This is a genomic window from Sporosarcina highlanderae, assembly GCF_030433715.1.
GTDB classification, from domain to species: Bacteria; Bacillota; Bacilli; order Bacillales_A; family Planococcaceae; genus Sporosarcina; species Sporosarcina highlanderae.
The window spans coordinates 1-16,763 of sequence record NZ_JAROCC010000002.1; the positions used below are offsets into that span (position 1 = coordinate 1).

Consider the following 16,763-nt stretch of genomic DNA (forward strand, 5'->3'; position numbering starts at 1 on the left):
AAGAGAAATTCGAATAGCTCGAGTTTCTTGCTGGCATCATTTAAGATGTCAATTTCGAATCCGAAGATTCGTTTTGTCCCTTTCACCGACAGGGTCGGCTCCAGAACTTTATTTGTTGACGTTTTGCTGTTCAGTTTTCAAGGTTCATTTGTTGGTTGTTCTTATCGAGAAGAACTTTACCAATATAACATCTATCATCTATCGAGTCAAGTGTTATTTTTAAAATAATTGGAGCGGGTGAAGGGAATCGAACCCTCATCATCAGCTTGGAAGGCTGAGGTTTTACCACTAAACTACACCCGCGTATTATATTGTATTATATTATATGGCGCGCCCGGCAGGAGTCGAACCCACAACCTTCTGATCCGTAGTCAGACGCTCTATCCAATTGAGCTACGGGCGCTCATTGTATAAATAGAAGTTGGTGCGGTAAAGAGGACTTGAACCTCCACGGGGTAACCCCCACTAGGCCCTCAACCTAGCGCGTCTGCCATTCCGCCACTACCGCGTTAATCTGCGACATAGTTTATTATACAACTTTTATTTAAAATGTCAATAACTTTTTCAAAGAGAAAGTTAGGATGGTGAGCCATGCAGGATTCGAACCTGCGACCCTCTGATTAAAAGTCAGATGCTCTACCGACTGAGCTAATGGCTCGTGTTGTAATAATGCTTTGATGTTTGTTTTTAGCTCTTTGGTAAGAACTTGGATTGCTTCGGCATTAAAACCGTTTGCTCCTTCGCTTTAATACCTATAATGCTTTGGCATTAAAACCTTTTGCTCCTAATCCCTTGCGGGATTACTCGCAAATCATTTTTTTCGCTTCTCGAAAAAAATGATTGGCTGGGGTAGCTGGATTCGAACCAACGAATGACGGAGTCAAAGTCCGTTGCCTTACCGCTTGGCTATACCCCAATAATTTTTATGTGAACTTCATGTTCTTCAGTTAAGGCGCTTATTACGTTTACCCTTTTTACTATGAACCTAAACATGGAAGTTATACATTTTAAAAAGTGGTGACCCCTACGGGATTCGAACCCGTGTTACCGCCGTGAAAGGGCGGTGTCTTAACCGCTTGACCAAGGGGCCGTTTTTATTAATTTGATAAGGAGTTTCAAACTGTTTTGTTCGCAGCGCCTTATCGACTTTTCCTATTATAGACACCCCTATCCAATTCGTCAACAGTTTTATTCAAGTTTTTTTCAAAGAATATTAAGCAACCTCGCCAAGCCTTGATACAATAAGCTTGGCGTGGTTGTTAGGAAGGGATATTTATTATGTTACCTTTGCATTTCCCACATCTATATCTCCGCACATCCATTCTTCTCTTGCGCCTATATTCCAGGCCACATAATTTACATCTATATAGATGGATCTTTTTCGGTTTAGGATTTTCTGTTGTCATCGGTTTGCAATATCGTGGTGAATTCGTTGCCTTTAATAACTCTTTGAAGTCCGAGTCGCCGTGGCGATAGCCTTTTCCTTCCTGATGCAGATGGTAATGGCAAAGCTCGTGTTTGATGATTCCTATCAGTTCATCCCTATCATACAGTTCAAGGACGTTCGGGTTTATCTCAATGGAGCCGTCCTGAAGTTTATATCTCCCGCCTGTTGTCCGAAGCCTTGGATTGAAGGAAGCGATATGCGTGAATGGCTTTCTGAAAACCTCAATTGATAGATTCTGGACGAGTTGCTGCAGTTCTTGTTGTTGCATTTATCCGTTCACCCCGGCAATCATTTCCCCGCTAACGGGATCATCGTCAAGGAGATTCTTCCTTTATTCTTATCAACGCTTTCTACCCATACAGTAACTATGTCCCCTGACGCGACAACATCCAATGGATGCTTGACGAATCCTTTTTTAAGTTTCGAAATATGGACGAGTCCGTCTTCATGTACACCGATATCGACGAATGCACCGAAATCGACAACGTTCCGTACCGTTCCTTGCATTTCAAGCCCTTCATATAAGTCTTTCATATCAAGGACATCCGCCTTCAATAGTGGTTGGGGATATTCGTCACGGGGATCTCGATTCGGACGTTGCAATGTGTCGATAATATCATGCAATGTCACTTCTCCCACTTCCAACTTTTTCGCCAATGCCTTAACATCCAAGTTCGCAAGGGCATCTATTGCCTCTTGTTTACCAATCATATTTTTATCAATAGTAGCTTCAGCCAACACTTGTTCAGCTACCGAATAACTTTCGGGATGAAGTCCAGTTGAGTCGAAGCGATCCTTCGCCTCAGGGATTCGAAGGAAACCGATTGCTTGTTCATAGGTCTTCGCACCAAGACGTGGAACTTTTTTAAGTTGCGTCCGTTTTTCGAAGTGTCCTACTTCCTCACGCGCTTTTACAATATTTTCTGCAACGGTCTTCGAAAGGCCCGCTACGTATTGCAATAGTGAAGAGGATGCGGTATTTACATTGACGCCGACTCGGTTAACAGCAGTTTCAACGACGAATGAAAGTGATTCCGAAAGCTTTTTCCGTGCAACATCATGCTGGTATTGACCAACGCCGATTGACTCCGGATCGATTTTAACAAGTTCGGACAGAGGATCCTGCAACCTACGTGCGATGGAAACTGCACTTCGTTGTTCCACCTGGAGATCCGGGAATTCTTCACGTGCTTGGGATGATGCGGAGTACACACTTGCCCCTGCCTCATTGACAATAACATATGATACCGGATTGGAATTTTCCCTGATACAGTCAGCAATGAACTTTTCGGTTTCCCTTGACGCTGTACCGTTCCCGATTGCAATGATCGGGATATTGTATTTCTTGAGTAACTTTAGGATTGTTTTCTTGGAACCTTCTTTATCCGGCTTCGGCTGATGAGGATAAATGACAGATACCTCAAGCATTTTACCGGTTTCATCAATTACCGCAAGTTTACACCCGGTACGGAATGCAGGGTCGACTCCTAAAACCATTCTCCCTTTCAACGGGGGTTGCAATAGTAAGCTTTTCAGATTTTCCGAGAATACATGGATTGCTTGGGCTTCCGCCTTTTCCGTTAATGCCGTTCTTATTTCCCGCTCTACCGAAGGAGCGATTAGACGTTTGAATGCATCCTCTGCAGCTTCGCTCACTTGAGCCGCTGAAGGAGAATGTTGTTTTTTGATCAATGCCCGTTCCAGCCCCGAAATAATTCGTTCCACTGGAAAGGCGACGCTGACACGGAGTACTTCTTCCTTCTCCCCACGATTCAAGGCAAGTACACGGTGTGGCACAACTTTTTTCAGGGGTTCTTCATATTCATAATACATTTCATAGACACTACGCTCATCATCGGCATCTTTTTTCAATGCAGAAACGATCTGTCCATCAGACCACGCAAGTTTTCGCACATTTTCGCGAAGGGCTGCATCATCCGCAATCCTTTCCGCAATAATATCGCGAGCTCCTGCCAACGCTTCCTCGATGGATGTGATTTTCTTCTCTTCATTCAGGAAATTCACAGCAAGATCCTCAGGCTTTTCCTGACCAAACGCCATTAAGCGATCCGCCAAGGGTTCAAGTCCATTTTCAATCGCAATCATTGCCCTTGTTCGACGCTTCTGTTTGTACGGCCTGTACAAATCTTCGACTCTTTGGAGGACAGTCGCTTCCTCAATTTCTTTTCTTAATTCATCATTCAACTTCCCTTGTTCTTCTATTAACCGGATGACTTCTTCTTTTCGCTGTTCAAGACCTTTTTCATAATGATAGGCATCTTCGATTGCTTTGATTTGTACTTCGTCGAGAGATCCTGTCGCTTCTTTTCGATAACGCGCAATGAAAGGGACCGTATTGCCTTCGTCAAGTAGCGAAATGACATTGGCGGTTTGCTTTGCGTTTAAGCCCGCTCTTTTTGCTGTTGCTTCTATAATAGTATTCGTCATTCATTTCCACCCTTTCTTTCGTTGTTACCAGTTTACCATTTAACAGCTCATCTACTCCAATCCAACCAAAAAATCACCAAAAGAAAAACCTGCGCCATCATTGAAGAAGGCTGCAGGCTATAAAAGTTGCGTCGTCGCCGGCTGTTGCCGAGTCTTTGACGTAGTTGTACAATTCTAAAGCATTCGAGCTTTGTTTCATAGTTGCTTTTGGGCTTTTCAGCAATACTCCATCTGAATGGAGAAAGAAAAGGTCTCCGATATCGTAGTTGTATTTTTGTGTATTCATCTTTTGAGGTTTTCCCGATAAAAACCCCATAACCGGCAATGGATAAATCATCTTTTCACGACCATGTAGTATATACATGCGAACGTTGCCTATGCAGTTATACTCAATCGTACTTTCAACATAATTCACCCGAACAATCGCAACCGCCGCACCGCGTTTTTGGACCATTAATTCATTACACCGATTCATAAGATCATCGAGTGATTCATGATGATATTGTTCAAGGATTTTCGGGATGACCTCGGCGGATTGCCTCGCAACCACTCCATTACCCAAACCATCTGCTATCGCACAGATGAAGTAGTCCTTTTCCGAATGGAGGAAATACATATCACCCGATTCGTTATTCCCTTGTTTTGCAGCATTATAGACATAAGCTTCGACATATTCGTTTATGAATTTCTGCACTAAGAAGCACCGCCTGCTGCCATTATAGCCTCTTGCAGTTTTTTAATTGCTTTTCTTTGAAGTCTTGAAACATGCATCTGAGAAATGCCAAGGCGTTCCCCGGCTTCTTTTTGGCTTAGCTGCTCGATGTATGTATACTGGATAATCTGCCTTTCACGCTCCGACAACACATTTAGAGCATTTGCCACAACAAGGCGATGATCTGTTCTTTCATAACCATCATCAGATTCACCAATAATATCGAACAATGTCACCGTGCCACCTTCTGAATCCGCTTCTAATGTATGGTCCATCGAAAGCGCTTGATAGCTTCTACCCATCTCCATCGCTTCAAGTACTAATTCCTCGTCCGTTTCAAGGTATTCCGCTATTTCGCTTACGAGTGGCGATCGTTGCATTTCAATTGTTAACGTTTCAACGGCGGCTTTGATTTTCGGACCAAGTTCCTTGATACGCCTCGGAACATGGACTGCCCATGTCTTGTCGCGCAAAAACCTTTTAATTTCACCTACGATAGTTGGGACGGCAAAAGCTTCGAAACTGCGGCCCAAATCCGGATCATACCTCCGGATTGCACCTAACAGGCCAAGCATTCCTACCTGCACAATATCTTCGTGATATGGTTTCCCGTTAGAATATTTTCGTGCGATGGAATGTACAAGTCGTTCATAATGAAGGACAAGATTCGTCTGCGCATCATCATCATTCGTTTCTTGGTATTGTTTGATCCATTCTAAAACTTGCTCTTTTGTATCCGGCTTATGAGTTGGCTGATCGTTTGACATTTTCTTCGCCCCGCTCTCTGCCGAGATATTTAGTCATTAAGACTGTCACGCCCTCCTCATGATGAATTTTAACTTCATCCATTAGCGTCTCCATTAAATAAAGTCCTAGTCCTCCCTCGCGCTGGAACCGTTCTTCTGAAGTGGTGCTATATGGCCCGATATGTTTTTTTGTTTCTTCAAAATCGAAACTTGCACCGTGATCTGCAATCATTATTTCGAGGCGTTCTTCATACATAGCGCATCCTACAACAATTTCTCCATCTTCACTATCTCCGTATGCATGTTGGACTGCATTCGTGATCGCTTCACTGGAGGCAATCTTCAAATCTTCGATGTCGTCGTATGTAAATCCAAGACGGCTTGCAATTCCAGAGATCATAAGCCGTGCTACGCCAACGTATTGTGCCTTGGCAGGTATTTTGATTTCTATATAATCATATTGTGCCATCATTGTCCTCACTTTCCCTCATTTCAATATCGATAATTTCATCTAATCCAGTAATCTCAAAAAGCCGGTTCAATCTTCTGTTCAAACCAGTTATTTTCACATGCCCACCATTAGCAGTGACCGCCTTATAGAATCCGACGAACACTCCTAACCCCGTACTATCCATATAATCTACTTCCGACAAATCGAGTTGAGCCTTAAGTCCTTGTACGCTTTGCACGGTGGCAAGCCTTTCCTTCAGAACAGGTGCTGTAAATGCATCTATTTCGCCGACCACCTTAAAATATTGAACACTGTTGTCTTCCAGTATATTAACTTGTAAATTCATTTCTACACCCCGACTCTCTATTTTCATAGTAACTAAATTACTAACTTATTTAATACCCCCATATCCTAAAACTAAACCTTGTTTTACTTCTTTTTGAAGATAACAATCGTAAAGTCATCACTTAGTCTATGGTTTTGGGCTTCCGTTAAATTATTGTAAACATGTTCAGCAATTTGGCTTGCAGATTTCTCTTTCACTTCTAATAAAAGATTTTGGATCTCTTTCATCTCAATAAAACCTTCTTCGGTTCTCGTTTCGGTTACACCGTCTGTCATCATCACGATGAAATCACCTTCCTGCATGTAAACCGAACGCTCTTCGTAAACCGAATCCACCTTGACACCTAACAGCAACCCTTTCGCATCCAACTCCAAAAAAGTTCCTGTTTCATTGCTGAAATGCCATGCAGGTTCATGACCCGCTGAAGCATAGGAGAACATTTTGTTTTCCGAATTATATTTTCCATAGAACATAGATATGAACATTGAATCATCTACGCTTTTTTCAACAATGCGATTAATAGTGGACAGCGCTTTTCCCGGATTTGAATTTTCGCCTACCAGGCCGTCCATTCCGAATTTGATCATCGACATGCAAAGTGCAGCAGGAATCCCCTTCCCCATAACGTCAGCAACCGCTACACTCGATTCATGCTCACGATTGATAAAATGGACGTAGTCCCCGTTCATCTGTCTAGCCGGCTCGGAAATCCAGCCGACATCCAATCCCTCAACTATAGGGCTTTCAGTTTTCAAGAGGGTATTCTGAACTTTTGTAGCAACGTTCATTTCCATTTGAATGATTTCTTGTTTACGTATCAGGCTTTGGCGTTCGCGCAATGTAAACCCGTAATGGATCATCATCTCAATAAGAAAGTCCAGGGAATCCCATACTTCATCCTGCAATTCGGGGTGAAGTTCAAGAAGGGCTGTTTTATGTATACTAATGACATCTTCAGGGGCAATTTCCTTTTCAATGAAACGCCTGCTGAATTGTTGTCCTACATAAAGATCCTCTTCACTATGGCTTTCCAAATACTTTTTCAATATTTCTTTGTATTGTTTACCAACTACTTGTGGCATTCCCTTTCACCTCCTTAGTGGAGCCATTTAGTCGCCGTTATCGTAGTACCGTTGTTAGGTTCGGAAATAACTTTGAATTCATCCATAAGTCTTTTCACGCCAGGCATCCCGGCACCTAACCCGCCAGATGTCGAGAAGCCATCTTCCATCACTTTACGCAAATCAGGGATTCCCGGACCTTCGTCTGATGCAACGACTTTAATGCCATCCTTCCCGCCATCCGTCACTCTTTCAATTTCGATCCTACCTTTTCCTGCATACAAATAAATGTTCCTTGCTAATTCGCTGATTGCAGTTGTGATTCTTGCCTGGTCAACAGTTCCAAACCCTGCTTTTTTTGCCTCGTTACGCCCCAATTGCCTTGCAGCAACAATATCCCATTCCGTGATTATTTCTACAGAAGACCTTTTCATTGTCAGGCCTCCAATTCTTTATTAAGTTTATCCAACCCGTTTTCCAAATCCAATGCCGTCATTACATTATTTAACCGAATCCCTAACTCGATCAATGTAATGGCAACTGCTGGTTGAATCCCCGTAATAACGACCTTAGCGCCCATTAAGCCCGTCATATTGATAACATCCCCCAAGACTTTTGCGATAAAGGAATCAATGAAATCTATCGGAGTCAAATCGATCACTACCCCGAGAGCGGCTGTTTCATGCATTTTGTTCAATAAATCCTCTTGGAATTGGATCGCCGTCTGGTCATCCAATTCCCACTGGATGGATACGATAAGAACATCATTTAATTTCAAAATCGGAATACGGGTTTTCATTGTTCTTCCACCTCCACAATCGCTCGGTTAGTCAAGCCTAAGGCTGCTTGCATTCCTTTTTGTAATGTACTTTTCGTTGTGAATTCATGCAGGTTGATACCTAAAGCTACGATTGTCTGCGCAATTTCAGGACGAATACCTACAAGCATGCATTTCGCTCCAACTAAACGAACTGCATCCGCCGCCTGTATAATATGATGCGCTACCATCGTGTCAACGACAGGGACCCCAGTAATATCAAGCAATACTACTTCAGCCCGTTGGCTGACAACACCTTCAAGAAGATTTTCCATTATTAATTTAGCCCGTTCAGTATCGATTGTTCCGACAAGGGGCATTACTGAAATCTTTTCAAATACCGGAATCAAAGAAGCCGATAATTCTTGCAATGCTATTTTCTGTAAGCTAACCGTTCTTTCCCATTCTGTTGAGTAAGCATCTATAATGCTTTCCCTGAGCGGGTTAATCCAATTTTTAAACAGTTGATTAAAAGATTTAAAGTTTGCATCATTAATGATATGTTTTTCTTCAAGTAATTCAAATACGATATCTGAAAAATTATCGATTGCTTTGTTTACGAACTTAATCGCCCATCCGAAGCGTACGACTTTTTCGGTAAAATCATTTATTTTCTCAGTACTTGCAGCATCTGATTCATCTATATTCGATGTCATTAATTCCGCAAATTCCCTGCTTGTCTTTTCGATAAGATGATCAGGCATGAAGTGGAAAAATCGTTCTCCTTTTTCTTCCTTCATCGTTTTTATCCAGCGTTCAATAATTTCATCCATGTTTTGACGGATGCCTTCTACTGTGATTTTATTCATATCTTTGCAAGCCTCCCAAACTGATTAAGAATCCCTTGTCCCTATTGTACAGAAAAATGCGGATGTGGGCATCTATTTACATTTAGGTAAAAAATAAAAAACACTCCGGAATCTTAGATCCAGAGTGCTTTTCTATATGTATTCTAAAACTTGACTAAACCAAAACTTATTTCAAGTGCTTCATCTACCTGCTCCATCACTACTTCGTCCAAATGGGTGATTTTATCCGTGAGCCTTGACTTGTCGATTGTGCGGACTTGTTCGAGCAGGATGACAGAATCCCGCTCGAACCCATAGCGTTCCGCTTTGATTTCTACATGTGTCGGCAATTTAGCCTTCTGGATTTGTGCAGTTATCGCTGCAACAATCACTGTAGGGCTAAACCGGTTACCAATGTCATTCTGGATGACAAGCACCGGTCTCGTCCCTCCTTGTTCGGAACCAACGACGGGTGACAGGTCTGCAAAAAAGACGTCTCCACGTTTTATTGCCAACTTTTCATCCTCCGCTTACGAGACGTTCCATCGTACGCTGGGCTTCGAGTTCCGCATGCAAGCATTCTTTGGCGATTCTAAGGTTGATTTGCGACATTTCAACGTAGCCGACCATCATCGCTTCTCGGATTGTATCCGCTTCGCGACCAGTCACGTACCGCTTTGTTGAAACATAAACGAATTCTCCACGCTCCGGCTCTTGATGAACGGCCGTATGTTCATTTTCATTTATATTCCTTTTTGGAACCTTTATGATTTTGACATTTTTTTCGCGCACTACTAGCACCTCCGACAGACCCCGTTCCCTCGATCGATTCTATTCAAGTCTATCTTACCATTGAAGTTCGACAATGAGAAGACAAAGTAGGGTTTTTATTGACAAGAATCTTCAAATAATGTGGTCATTTGTCGAAAGCCGGAACAGTATCATCTTATCCATGAGAGGTTCAATATATTCTTGGTACACGTCTTGCTATTGTTACTGCGATTTCGTATGGAATCGTTCCGAGGCGGTCCGCCCATTCTTCCATTTTTATTTCTTCATTGCCTTGGCGACCAATCAATGTTACTTTCTCGCCGACTGGCATTTCACATGGAAGTTTCACCATGCATTGATCCATGCAAATGGTGCCGACAATCGGCATCCTTTCACCCGCAATGAGAACTTCCTGGTTTCGGAGTCCACGTTTAAGCCCGTCCGCATAACCAATCGGCAAGGTTCCGATCCATTCACTTTGCTCCGTTTCGTATGCCCCGCCATAGCTGACCCCACTACCCTTTTCAAGGAACTTCACATAAGCAAGTTCTGTTTCCAATGTGAATGACCTCTTCAAATCGAATGGTAATCTTGTTTCAACATACCGAGATGGTGGGATTCCGTACATGCCGATGCCAAAACGCACAGCATCAAGCGCATAATCCGGATACAACAAAGCAGCTGCGCTATTCGACGCATGGATATGCTTTGGTCGTTCTGGGAATGCATCCACCAAATCCATAAAACGATTGAATTGCACTTCCGTCTTTTTGGAATCCTCTTCATCTGCACAGGCAAAATGTGTGAAGGCCCCTTCAAGACGAATCGCCGTTGTCCCCTTGATCACATCTACAAGATCATTTAATGATTTTTCATCCCTCAGCCCAATCCTACCCATTCCACTATCTATTTTTACATGCACTTTTAAGGAAAAACCTGAACCGATTTTCAGGATGGCCTCACGTAGCCATTCAGTATCCGAGACAGTAATATGAATCCCTAACACCGCTGCCTTATCTGCAACCTCCACGGGCGAGGGCCCCATGACAAGTATGTCCGCGGTTATACCCCTATTCCTTAAATCGACAGCCTCTTCCAGCGTGGCGACTGCCAACATCATAGCACCGGCGTTAATAGCTGTTTTCGCCACTTCAAACGCGCCATGGCCATAGCCGTCCGCTTTCACGACAGCTATGACCGAGGTGCGGGAAGGTAAATATTGCTTAAGACTTTTAATATTATCCCTGATTGCCTGTAAATCGATGATTGCCTTTGTCGGACGGTAATTTTCCATAGTGACCCCTCGATTGTAGGTTAATGTTTCTATCTATTATCAATCTGCAGGCCACCTCCGTCAATTAAACTTATTTGCTATTTTCCGGATGCATAGATGAAGCAACCGTTATCAATTCATCCGCTGTCAATGTGGATGAGGCTACGAAAAATGCCACTCCATTTTGTTCCCAACGGATTGAGTTTTCCGTTAAAGCGGCAACTGCGAAACCAAGGTCCACCGGATCCCCTTCGACTGATACCGCTACAAGATCGTTAGGGGCAGATGCCGGTTCTTGGATAACGACAAACTCCTTATCTCCGCCTCCATACGTCATGAATGTTCTCGTACCATTTTCGACCTCTACTGATTCCTCTTCAAGAACAGTTCCGTTCCAGTCAAGGTTCGGGTAGTACTTCATGCCTGTTTTTCCATCTCCCGTTGACTGTGGTTTTTTCTCAGATTTAATTTCTTCCATGTCGACCTGATAGTCCGACGCTTTATGCTCAACACCAAGTGTTATCTTTTTAAATGTCACACGGATTTTTTCATCCTTGTTATCATCCATTACAGACACAAACTTTGGAAGTAAGGTTTTCTTATCAATGTGAATCTGTTGAAGCGGTAAAACCTTCTTATGATTATTCCTGGAGGCCGTTTCGAATATATACGTCTTATCCTTCTCTTCCATCGTTGCGTTCTTATCCGCTTTAATGTCATCGGATAATGTGCCGATTAAATACGGCATGCTGTTTTGTGTCGGCCAATCACTTTGGAATTTATATGTTTTTCCAAGAGACGGCGTAATAACAAATACACCTTCTTCATTTCTGACGATCATTTGTGATTCCGAGCTGCCCGCTTGCGTTACATTGACTTTGTAAAAGTCGGGCTTCGTATGCCAAACGACAACATCATACATCCGCGGCTCGGAGCCCGTCTTTATTTCCATCGTCGCCTCCAATTCGTACCCTTTTGCCTCGTTCCACTTACCACTAAGCTTTTTCATGACGTCCTCTTTCGATGGTGATCCACATGCTGCAAGAAGTACCATGACTGCAACTAGCATTAAAACAAAAATTCGGCTACGCATTCAGTTCATCCTTTCTCATTTCAATCGGGTAGGTCATCTTATGAGAGTGGACAGTCATTTATGCGAGCTTGTTCAATTTGTATTTATTATTTCACTAAAACAACCTGCGCAGCTGCTACTGTTTGCGTATGTGTTATTGACACGAATCCTGCCACTTCCATATCTTTGAAGTATAAAATCGGCTTTCCGGACGGTGCCGGCAATATTTCTATCTGTTCAAATCGGCACTCTTTCCCAATCCCCGTTCCCCTCGCTTTGGCAAATGCCTCTTTTGCCGCAAAACGTCCTGCTAAAAACTCAGTTCGCCGGTGAGCCGTTTGTAACGTTGCATATATTTCTTGTTCACGAGCGGATAGGATCCTTAATCGGAATTTATCCGATGCGGTGTCCAGTCTAAAGATCCGATCTAATTCCACGATATCCAAACCGATTCCTTCTATCATGTATCTATCCCCTTTCAAGGTAAGTTTTTGGTACTTCAGACTTCTTATCCGATTGCAAACTATGTATAATGAATCCAAAGGTAAGGTGAAAAAATGTTTATCAGAACAGAAAGTTTTTCCCAATATATTCGTCTATATCCATTTGTAACTGCATTGTTAGCAATTAACATCCTTGTTTTCATCGTAACTGGTTTGCCGATACAAGCGAGCCGGGAGTTGTATTATTCAGGTGTCGGCGTCAACTATTTGATTTCCGATGGTGAATGGTGGCGGCTCATTACGCCGATGTTTTTACATGTCGGACTCATGCATCTTCTATTTAATATGTTTTCGTTGTTCATCTTCGGTCCCGAACTTGAACGGGTAGCGGGAAAGATGAGATTCTTGACGATTTACCTTCTCTCGGGGCTTTTCGCAAATGTTGCCTCATTCTTCCTTGGCGGATGGGATTTCTCCCATGTCGGGGCGAGTGGCGCGATTTTCGGCATTTTCGGTGCATTCGGAGCCCTTGTGCATTATACGAAAAAGGCATTCCCTCAATTACGCCAAATCATTTTGCCGATTATCGTTATTAGCATTATCATGACCTTCCTTCAACCCGGCGTCAATGTCATCGGCCATATTGCGGGTCTAATTGTCGGGTTCATAATCGGGTTGAGTTACTTCCATCCGAAGAGAATTATTAGCTGGAGATAATATATAAACAGGTGAAGGGGATGTTAATAGCCCCTTCACCTGTTTTATTAGTTTATAATCTCTTTATCCACAATCACTTCACTTGTCTTCTTACCCTTCTCGTACCAATCCAAAATCATCTCTGCATCCTCAACATCCATGTGCTGAACAGTGGCCTGGTAGCTGCCCATGCCGGATTTGACATTAACTAAAATAGTCGCGACCCCTTTACGTCGATGGAAGTAGCTTTGTTTCATCTCCATTGACTGTATCCTTTTTTTCATCGTGTAGGCTGTCTGCAAGCTAAACGTTCTGAAACGCATAATCAGTTGATGATCAACAATTTCATATGCCGCGGAACGATGTTGCCATATACCGTACGCTACGATGACAGGTATGATAGCGAGTGAAAATAGTCCATAAGGGAAAAAGAAATAAATTAGTGCCCCGATTACAGGCAACATCCACACGAAATCGATACGGTAATAATAAGGACGTCCTTTTGATGTCGGCTTTTTTGAGGGTTCTTCTAAATATAATTCAGGGAATATTTCGCTTAAATATGTTTCCACTTCACTTCTTTTGACGAGTGGGAATAAATTAATCCTAGAGCTTTCTCCAACTCCCCCACCCGCACTATGGATTTTCACGGAAACATAACCGAATACTTTCCGGAATGGGTTTTCGATGAGAACTACGCTTTGGATCCGTTTCAACGGGACGGTCACCCTTTTCTTCTCGAGTAACCCTCTTGTAATGATGATATCTTCCTTGTCCAAGGAAACTGTAAAATTATAATGGGAAAGGAAGGTCATCCCTACGGATAAAATCCAAACACCTAACAATCCAAGAAACACTGCTATCGCGACGATTAATACACCAAATTTGATAAATGCGGAAATCTCCTCATACATCCATTCAAACGGTATTAGATCCGCGAATTGGGACATAAAGATGGCGACCCCCGATAGAATGACCCCTATACCGCCTGATGTCGTTGCGAGTATCAATAAATCTTTTGTCGACATCGAGAAGATCTTTCGCACTGAAACCGTCTCTTCAACCGGAACTTCCCAACTGTCATCAGCAAGAAGAGTCACTTCCCCTTCAACAACCGGTTTTTCCTTTTTCCGTTTTTTTGCCTCTGCAAGCTCGATTTTAATACGTTCAGCAGCTACCTTCGTAATGGCAGTCAATTCACCTTCCGCCTTCTTCATCGAGGAGCCACCTGCTGTTTCCACCTTCACCTTGACAAGTCCAAACGGTCTGTGGAAAATCCCTTCAGTATAATCAAGGCTTTGAATTCTATCAAAAGGAATATAACGTTTCTTTTTGACGAACAAACCCGATTCAATCCGAAGCTCGTCATCTTCGAACCAATACTCGAACCGTTTCCACTTAATAATTCCGCTTACGAATAAACTTATGATCAATACTCCAAAGATGATAAAAGACAAATACTCAAAATACCACGGTCCCGTTCCGCCGCCTTTCCAGCCATTCGCAAATACCAGGACGACGAGGGGAAGAATTGCCTCTTTCATTGTTTTTAACATTTCAATAATAGCAGTTATCCAATGTAATTTATAACGTTGTTGTTCAGACATCGTCTTCCGCCACCCTTGCAAGTACCGAAATCCTTCCACGTAGTTCATCCGCTTCCGCCATTATCAATGCAGGAATTGTATGAACTGTGGCAGCTGTAGAAATCGAGATTTCCGCCAGCCCATATTTCCTTAGAATAGGTCCTTGTGATGTATCGACATGCTGGACCCGCACCATCGGGATCAACGTTCGTTTCACGATGAATATCCCATGTTGCAACTCAATTTCAGAGTCCCTCACCTCATAACGCCACCGCATCCATCGGACTTTCGGGAATAAAATAATAAGTAAATAACCGATTATCAAAAGAAACACGGTTTCAACAGCATAAATCCACCAAGGCCCCTCCAAAAAATAGGTCAGCACTCCGCCGCCAATTGCTAACACCGCAAGGATAATCGTTTGAATCAAGCCATACAATCTCCATACTTTCAAACCTTTTTTAGAAATCCTATTTGCCGGTTGTGATCTCATTCCCCTACCACCTCTTTCTATCTTCCTATTTTATACGTTTAGCCTACAAAAATGTTTCACTAAAAGAAAAAACCTCCGAAGATGATGTCTCATCAACGGAGGTTTTATGATTATCTTTCTGTTCTGCCGCCTTTTGAACGGTCTCTGCGACCATCGCGGTCACGGCTGCTACGGCGTGAACCACCGCCACCGCTTCCATATCCACGACCGCCACCGAAGGAACGTCCGCCGCCACGGCTGCCTTTAAAGCCGCCACGGTCACGGGATTGCGTTTTGCGATTAGGCAATGGACGCTCTTCCGTAATTTTTACCGGAGTATCATCTGGTTCTTTCGTTAATGATCTAATTGCAGCTGCAACGATTTCTTTCGCATCAAACTTCTCAAGAAGTTCTGAAGCCAATGGCAAGTAGTCATTTAAATTGTTTTTCGCAATAAGCTCTTCCAATTGTTCCACAGCAAGGCGTTGCTGACCGATCAATGCTTCGTCTTCTGTCGGCGGCTGAAGTGGAGTCATCCGCTTCTTAGTCGTTTCTTCAACGACACGGAGGTAACCCATTTCGCGCGGAGTTACAAATGTGACTGCCATACCGCTTTTGCCCGCACGACCTGTACGGCCGATACGGTGAACATAGCTTTCCGGATCTTGTGGAATATCGAAGTTGTATACATGCGTTACGCCTGAAATGTCCAATCCACGAGCTGCCACATCTGTTGCAACAAGGATATCGATTTTATTATCTTTGAATTGGCGAAGAACCGACATACGCTTCGCTTGCGTCAAATCTCCGTGGATCCCTTCAGCAAGGTAACCGCGGATGCTTAATGCGTGCGAAAGCTCATCAACACGGCGCTTCGTGCGTCCGAAGATGATTGCAAGTTCAGGTTGGTGAACGTTCAACAAACGTGAAAGGACATCGAACTTTTCCCTTTCTTGCGCTTTTACGAAGAACTGGTCAATGTTTTCGACTGTCATTTCCTTCGATTTGATTTTCACGATTTCCGGCTCTTTCATGAATGTTTCTGCAATCTTGCGGATTGCAGGAGGCATTGTAGCCGAGAAAAGAAGTGTCTGGCGTTCTGCTGGAACAGCTTCCAAAATTGTATTGATATCTTCGATGAAGCCCATGTTCAACATTTCATCCGCTTCGTCAAGGACAAGCGTCTGTACGTTGTTCAATTTCAATGTTCTACGGTTGATATGGTCAAGGATTCGTCCCGGAGTTCCGACAATAATTTGTGGATTGTTGCGTAAAGCTCGAATTTGTCGTCCGATTTCTTGGCCGCCGTACACAGTCAAAACACGCGCGCGTTTTCCATAACCGATTTTATAGATTTCTTCGGATACTTGGATTGCCAATTCACGTGTAGGTGCGATAACAAGGGCTTGCACTGATGGGTTGTTCACATCGATCTTTTCGATGATTGGAATCCCGAATGCAGCTGTCTTACCAGTACCTGTCTGCGCTTGACCGATTACATCACGGCCTTCCATGCCGTATGTGATCGTACCTTCTTGAATCGGTGTTGCTTCTTCAAATCCCATGCGCAGCAATGCATTTTGTGTGGATTCACTGATGTTAAGTTCTGAAAATTTCGTCAAACTTCTCAATCT

At 43.2% G+C, this 16,763-nt stretch carries 20 protein-coding genes and 6 tRNA genes; 2 read left to right on the top strand and 24 right to left on the bottom strand.

Annotation, left to right across the window (positions count from 1 at the left end; genetic code table 11):
• On the top strand, positions 1–228 hold a 228-nt coding region (locus P5G49_RS02330; RefSeq protein ID WP_301241874.1), incomplete at its 5' end, for a hypothetical protein.
• Position 229: 1 nt separating this feature from the next.
• Here P5G49_RS02330 and P5G49_RS02335 read toward each other — a convergent pair.
• The 21 genes from P5G49_RS02335 to acpS all read right to left on the bottom strand — a co-directional run bounded on the left by P5G49_RS02335 (position 230) and on the right by acpS (position 12,396).
• A tRNA-Gly gene (locus tag P5G49_RS02335) sits at positions 230–303 on the bottom strand.
• A gap of 23 nt (positions 304–326) precedes the next feature.
• Positions 327–403 (bottom strand) — tRNA-Arg (locus tag P5G49_RS02340).
• Positions 404–422: 19 nt separating this feature from the next.
• Positions 423–508: transfer RNA gene (locus tag P5G49_RS02345), tRNA-Leu, on the bottom strand.
• Positions 509–582: 74 nt separating this feature from the next.
• A tRNA-Lys gene (locus P5G49_RS02350) sits at positions 583–658 on the bottom strand.
• Positions 659–841: 183 nt separating this feature from the next.
• A tRNA-Gln gene (locus P5G49_RS02355) sits at positions 842–916 on the bottom strand.
• A gap of 99 nt (positions 917–1,015) precedes the next feature.
• Positions 1,016–1,090 (bottom strand) — tRNA-Glu (locus tag P5G49_RS02360).
• Between the two features lie 169 nt (positions 1,091–1,259).
• A complete protein-coding gene (locus tag P5G49_RS02365) occupies positions 1,260–1,715 on the bottom strand; it encodes a SprT family protein (protein WP_301241875.1) in 456 nt (151 codons plus the stop codon).
• A gap of 20 nt (positions 1,716–1,735) precedes the next feature.
• Positions 1,736–3,895: a Tex family protein gene (locus tag P5G49_RS02370; protein ID WP_301241876.1), complete on the bottom strand. Its 2,160-nt coding sequence runs from the start codon at positions 3,893–3,895 to the stop codon at positions 1,736–1,738.
• A 97-nt stretch (positions 3,896–3,992) separates the two neighbouring features.
• Positions 3,993–4,589 carry a PP2C family serine/threonine-protein phosphatase gene (locus P5G49_RS02375; protein ID WP_301241877.1) on the bottom strand — a complete coding sequence of 199 codons (597 nt, stop codon included), beginning with the start codon at positions 4,587–4,589 and terminating at the stop codon, positions 3,993–3,995.
• A complete protein-coding gene (gene sigB, locus P5G49_RS02380) occupies positions 4,589–5,374 on the bottom strand; it encodes an RNA polymerase sigma factor SigB (protein ID WP_301241878.1) in 786 nt (261 codons plus the stop codon). Before sigB ends, P5G49_RS02375 begins: the two co-directional genes overlap by 1 nt.
• On the bottom strand, positions 5,349–5,822 hold the full coding sequence (rsbW, locus tag P5G49_RS02385; protein ID WP_301241879.1) for an anti-sigma B factor RsbW: 474 nt from the start codon (positions 5,820–5,822) through the stop codon (positions 5,349–5,351). Before rsbW ends, sigB begins: the two co-directional genes overlap by 26 nt.
• The gene (locus P5G49_RS02390; protein WP_301241880.1) at positions 5,809–6,150 is read right to left on the bottom strand and encodes an STAS domain-containing protein; all 342 of its coding nucleotides are present in this window, start codon (positions 6,148–6,150) and stop codon (positions 5,809–5,811) included. The genes rsbW and P5G49_RS02390 overlap by 14 nt, the downstream gene beginning before the upstream one ends.
• Before the next feature lie 83 nt (positions 6,151–6,233).
• The gene (locus P5G49_RS02395) at positions 6,234–7,232 is read right to left on the bottom strand and encodes a PP2C family protein-serine/threonine phosphatase (protein WP_301241881.1); all 999 of its coding nucleotides are present in this window, start codon (positions 7,230–7,232) and stop codon (positions 6,234–6,236) included.
• Between the two features lie 14 nt (positions 7,233–7,246).
• A complete protein-coding gene (locus tag P5G49_RS02400; protein ID WP_301241882.1) occupies positions 7,247–7,645 on the bottom strand; it encodes an anti-sigma regulatory factor in 399 nt (132 codons plus the stop codon).
• Positions 7,646–7,647: 2 nt separating this feature from the next.
• The gene (locus P5G49_RS02405) at positions 7,648–8,010 is read right to left on the bottom strand and encodes an STAS domain-containing protein (protein ID WP_301241883.1); all 363 of its coding nucleotides are present in this window, start codon (positions 8,008–8,010) and stop codon (positions 7,648–7,650) included.
• Positions 8,007–8,837, bottom strand: a complete 831-nt coding sequence (locus P5G49_RS02410) for an RsbT co-antagonist protein RsbRA (RefSeq protein WP_301241884.1) — start codon at positions 8,835–8,837, stop codon at positions 8,007–8,009. Before P5G49_RS02410 ends, P5G49_RS02405 begins: the two co-directional genes overlap by 4 nt.
• Before the next feature lie 143 nt (positions 8,838–8,980).
• A complete protein-coding gene (locus P5G49_RS02415; protein WP_301241885.1) occupies positions 8,981–9,331 on the bottom strand; it encodes a type II toxin-antitoxin system PemK/MazF family toxin in 351 nt (116 codons plus the stop codon).
• A gap of 4 nt (positions 9,332–9,335) precedes the next feature.
• Positions 9,336–9,608, bottom strand: a complete 273-nt coding sequence (locus P5G49_RS02420; protein ID WP_301241886.1) for a transcriptional regulator — start codon at positions 9,606–9,608, stop codon at positions 9,336–9,338.
• 169 nt (positions 9,609–9,777) lie between these two features.
• Positions 9,778–10,881 carry an alanine racemase gene (gene alr / locus P5G49_RS02425; protein ID WP_301241887.1) on the bottom strand — a complete coding sequence of 368 codons (1,104 nt, stop codon included), beginning with the start codon at positions 10,879–10,881 and terminating at the stop codon, positions 9,778–9,780.
• A 70-nt stretch (positions 10,882–10,951) separates the two neighbouring features.
• Entirely contained in the window at positions 10,952–11,953 is a 1,002-nt protein-coding gene (locus P5G49_RS02430; protein WP_301241888.1) for a LolA family protein, read from the bottom strand.
• Positions 11,954–12,039: 86 nt separating this feature from the next.
• Positions 12,040–12,396 (bottom strand): holo-ACP synthase, encoded by a 357-nt coding sequence (gene acpS, locus P5G49_RS02435; protein WP_301241889.1) that lies wholly within the window; start codon positions 12,394–12,396, stop codon positions 12,040–12,042.
• A 93-nt stretch (positions 12,397–12,489) separates the two neighbouring features.
• Between acpS and P5G49_RS02440 the strand changes: the two genes are divergently transcribed.
• Complete coding sequence (locus P5G49_RS02440; protein WP_301241890.1) at positions 12,490–13,092, top strand: rhomboid family intramembrane serine protease; 603 nt, start codon at positions 12,490–12,492, stop codon at positions 13,090–13,092.
• Between the two features lie 47 nt (positions 13,093–13,139).
• On the opposite strand, the gene P5G49_RS02445 is transcribed toward P5G49_RS02440, so the two are convergent.
• The 3 genes from P5G49_RS02445 to cshA form a co-directional block, all read right to left on the bottom strand.
• Complete coding sequence (locus tag P5G49_RS02445; RefSeq protein WP_301241891.1) at positions 13,140–14,678, bottom strand: PH domain-containing protein; 1,539 nt, start codon at positions 14,676–14,678, stop codon at positions 13,140–13,142.
• Positions 14,671–15,150 (bottom strand): PH domain-containing protein, encoded by a 480-nt coding sequence (locus tag P5G49_RS02450; RefSeq protein WP_301241892.1) that lies wholly within the window; start codon positions 15,148–15,150, stop codon positions 14,671–14,673. Before P5G49_RS02450 ends, P5G49_RS02445 begins: the two co-directional genes overlap by 8 nt.
• 110 nt (positions 15,151–15,260) lie before the next feature.
• The gene (gene cshA / locus P5G49_RS02455) at positions 15,261–16,751 is read right to left on the bottom strand and encodes a degradosome RNA helicase CshA (protein ID WP_301241893.1); all 1,491 of its coding nucleotides are present in this window, start codon (positions 16,749–16,751) and stop codon (positions 15,261–15,263) included.
• Positions 16,752–16,763 lie beyond the last annotated feature (12 nt).

What these genes read in the sequence shown, in the direction of transcription:
- P5G49_RS02370 (WP_301241876.1), bottom strand. Translation starts at nt 3,895, where the DNA reads ATGACGAATACTATTATAGAAGCAACAGCAAAAAGAGCGGGCTTAAAC.
- P5G49_RS02430 (WP_301241888.1), bottom strand. Translation starts at nt 11,953, where the DNA reads ATGCGTAGCCGAATTTTTGTTTTAATGCTAGTTGCAGTCATGGTACTT.
- rsbW (WP_301241879.1), bottom strand. Translation starts at nt 5,822, where the DNA reads ATGGCACAATATGATTATATAGAAATCAAAATACCTGCCAAGGCACAA.
- P5G49_RS02400 (WP_301241882.1), bottom strand. Translation starts at nt 7,645, where the DNA reads ATGAAAAGGTCTTCTGTAGAAATAATCACGGAATGGGATATTGTTGCT.
- sigB (WP_301241878.1), bottom strand. Translation starts at nt 5,374, where the DNA reads ATGTCAAACGATCAGCCAACTCATAAGCCGGATACAAAAGAGCAAGTT.
- alr (WP_301241887.1), bottom strand. Translation starts at nt 10,881, where the DNA reads ATGGAAAATTACCGTCCGACAAAGGCAATCATCGATTTACAGGCAATC.
- P5G49_RS02440 (WP_301241890.1), top strand. Translation starts at nt 12,490, where the DNA reads ATGTTTATCAGAACAGAAAGTTTTTCCCAATATATTCGTCTATATCCA.
- P5G49_RS02390 (WP_301241880.1), bottom strand. Translation starts at nt 6,150, where the DNA reads ATGAATTTACAAGTTAATATACTGGAAGACAACAGTGTTCAATATTTT.
- P5G49_RS02450 (WP_301241892.1), bottom strand. Translation starts at nt 15,150, where the DNA reads ATGAGATCACAACCGGCAAATAGGATTTCTAAAAAAGGTTTGAAAGTA.
- P5G49_RS02365 (WP_301241875.1), bottom strand. Translation starts at nt 1,715, where the DNA reads ATGCAACAACAAGAACTGCAGCAACTCGTCCAGAATCTATCAATTGAG.
- P5G49_RS02445 (WP_301241891.1), bottom strand. Translation starts at nt 14,678, where the DNA reads ATGTCTGAACAACAACGTTATAAATTACATTGGATAACTGCTATTATT.
- P5G49_RS02405 (WP_301241883.1), bottom strand. Translation starts at nt 8,010, where the DNA reads ATGAAAACCCGTATTCCGATTTTGAAATTAAATGATGTTCTTATCGTA.
- acpS (WP_301241889.1), bottom strand. Translation starts at nt 12,396, where the DNA reads ATGATAGAAGGAATCGGTTTGGATATCGTGGAATTAGATCGGATCTTT.
- P5G49_RS02410 (WP_301241884.1), bottom strand. Translation starts at nt 8,837, where the DNA reads ATGAATAAAATCACAGTAGAAGGCATCCGTCAAAACATGGATGAAATT.
- P5G49_RS02395 (WP_301241881.1), bottom strand. Translation starts at nt 7,232, where the DNA reads ATGCCACAAGTAGTTGGTAAACAATACAAAGAAATATTGAAAAAGTAT.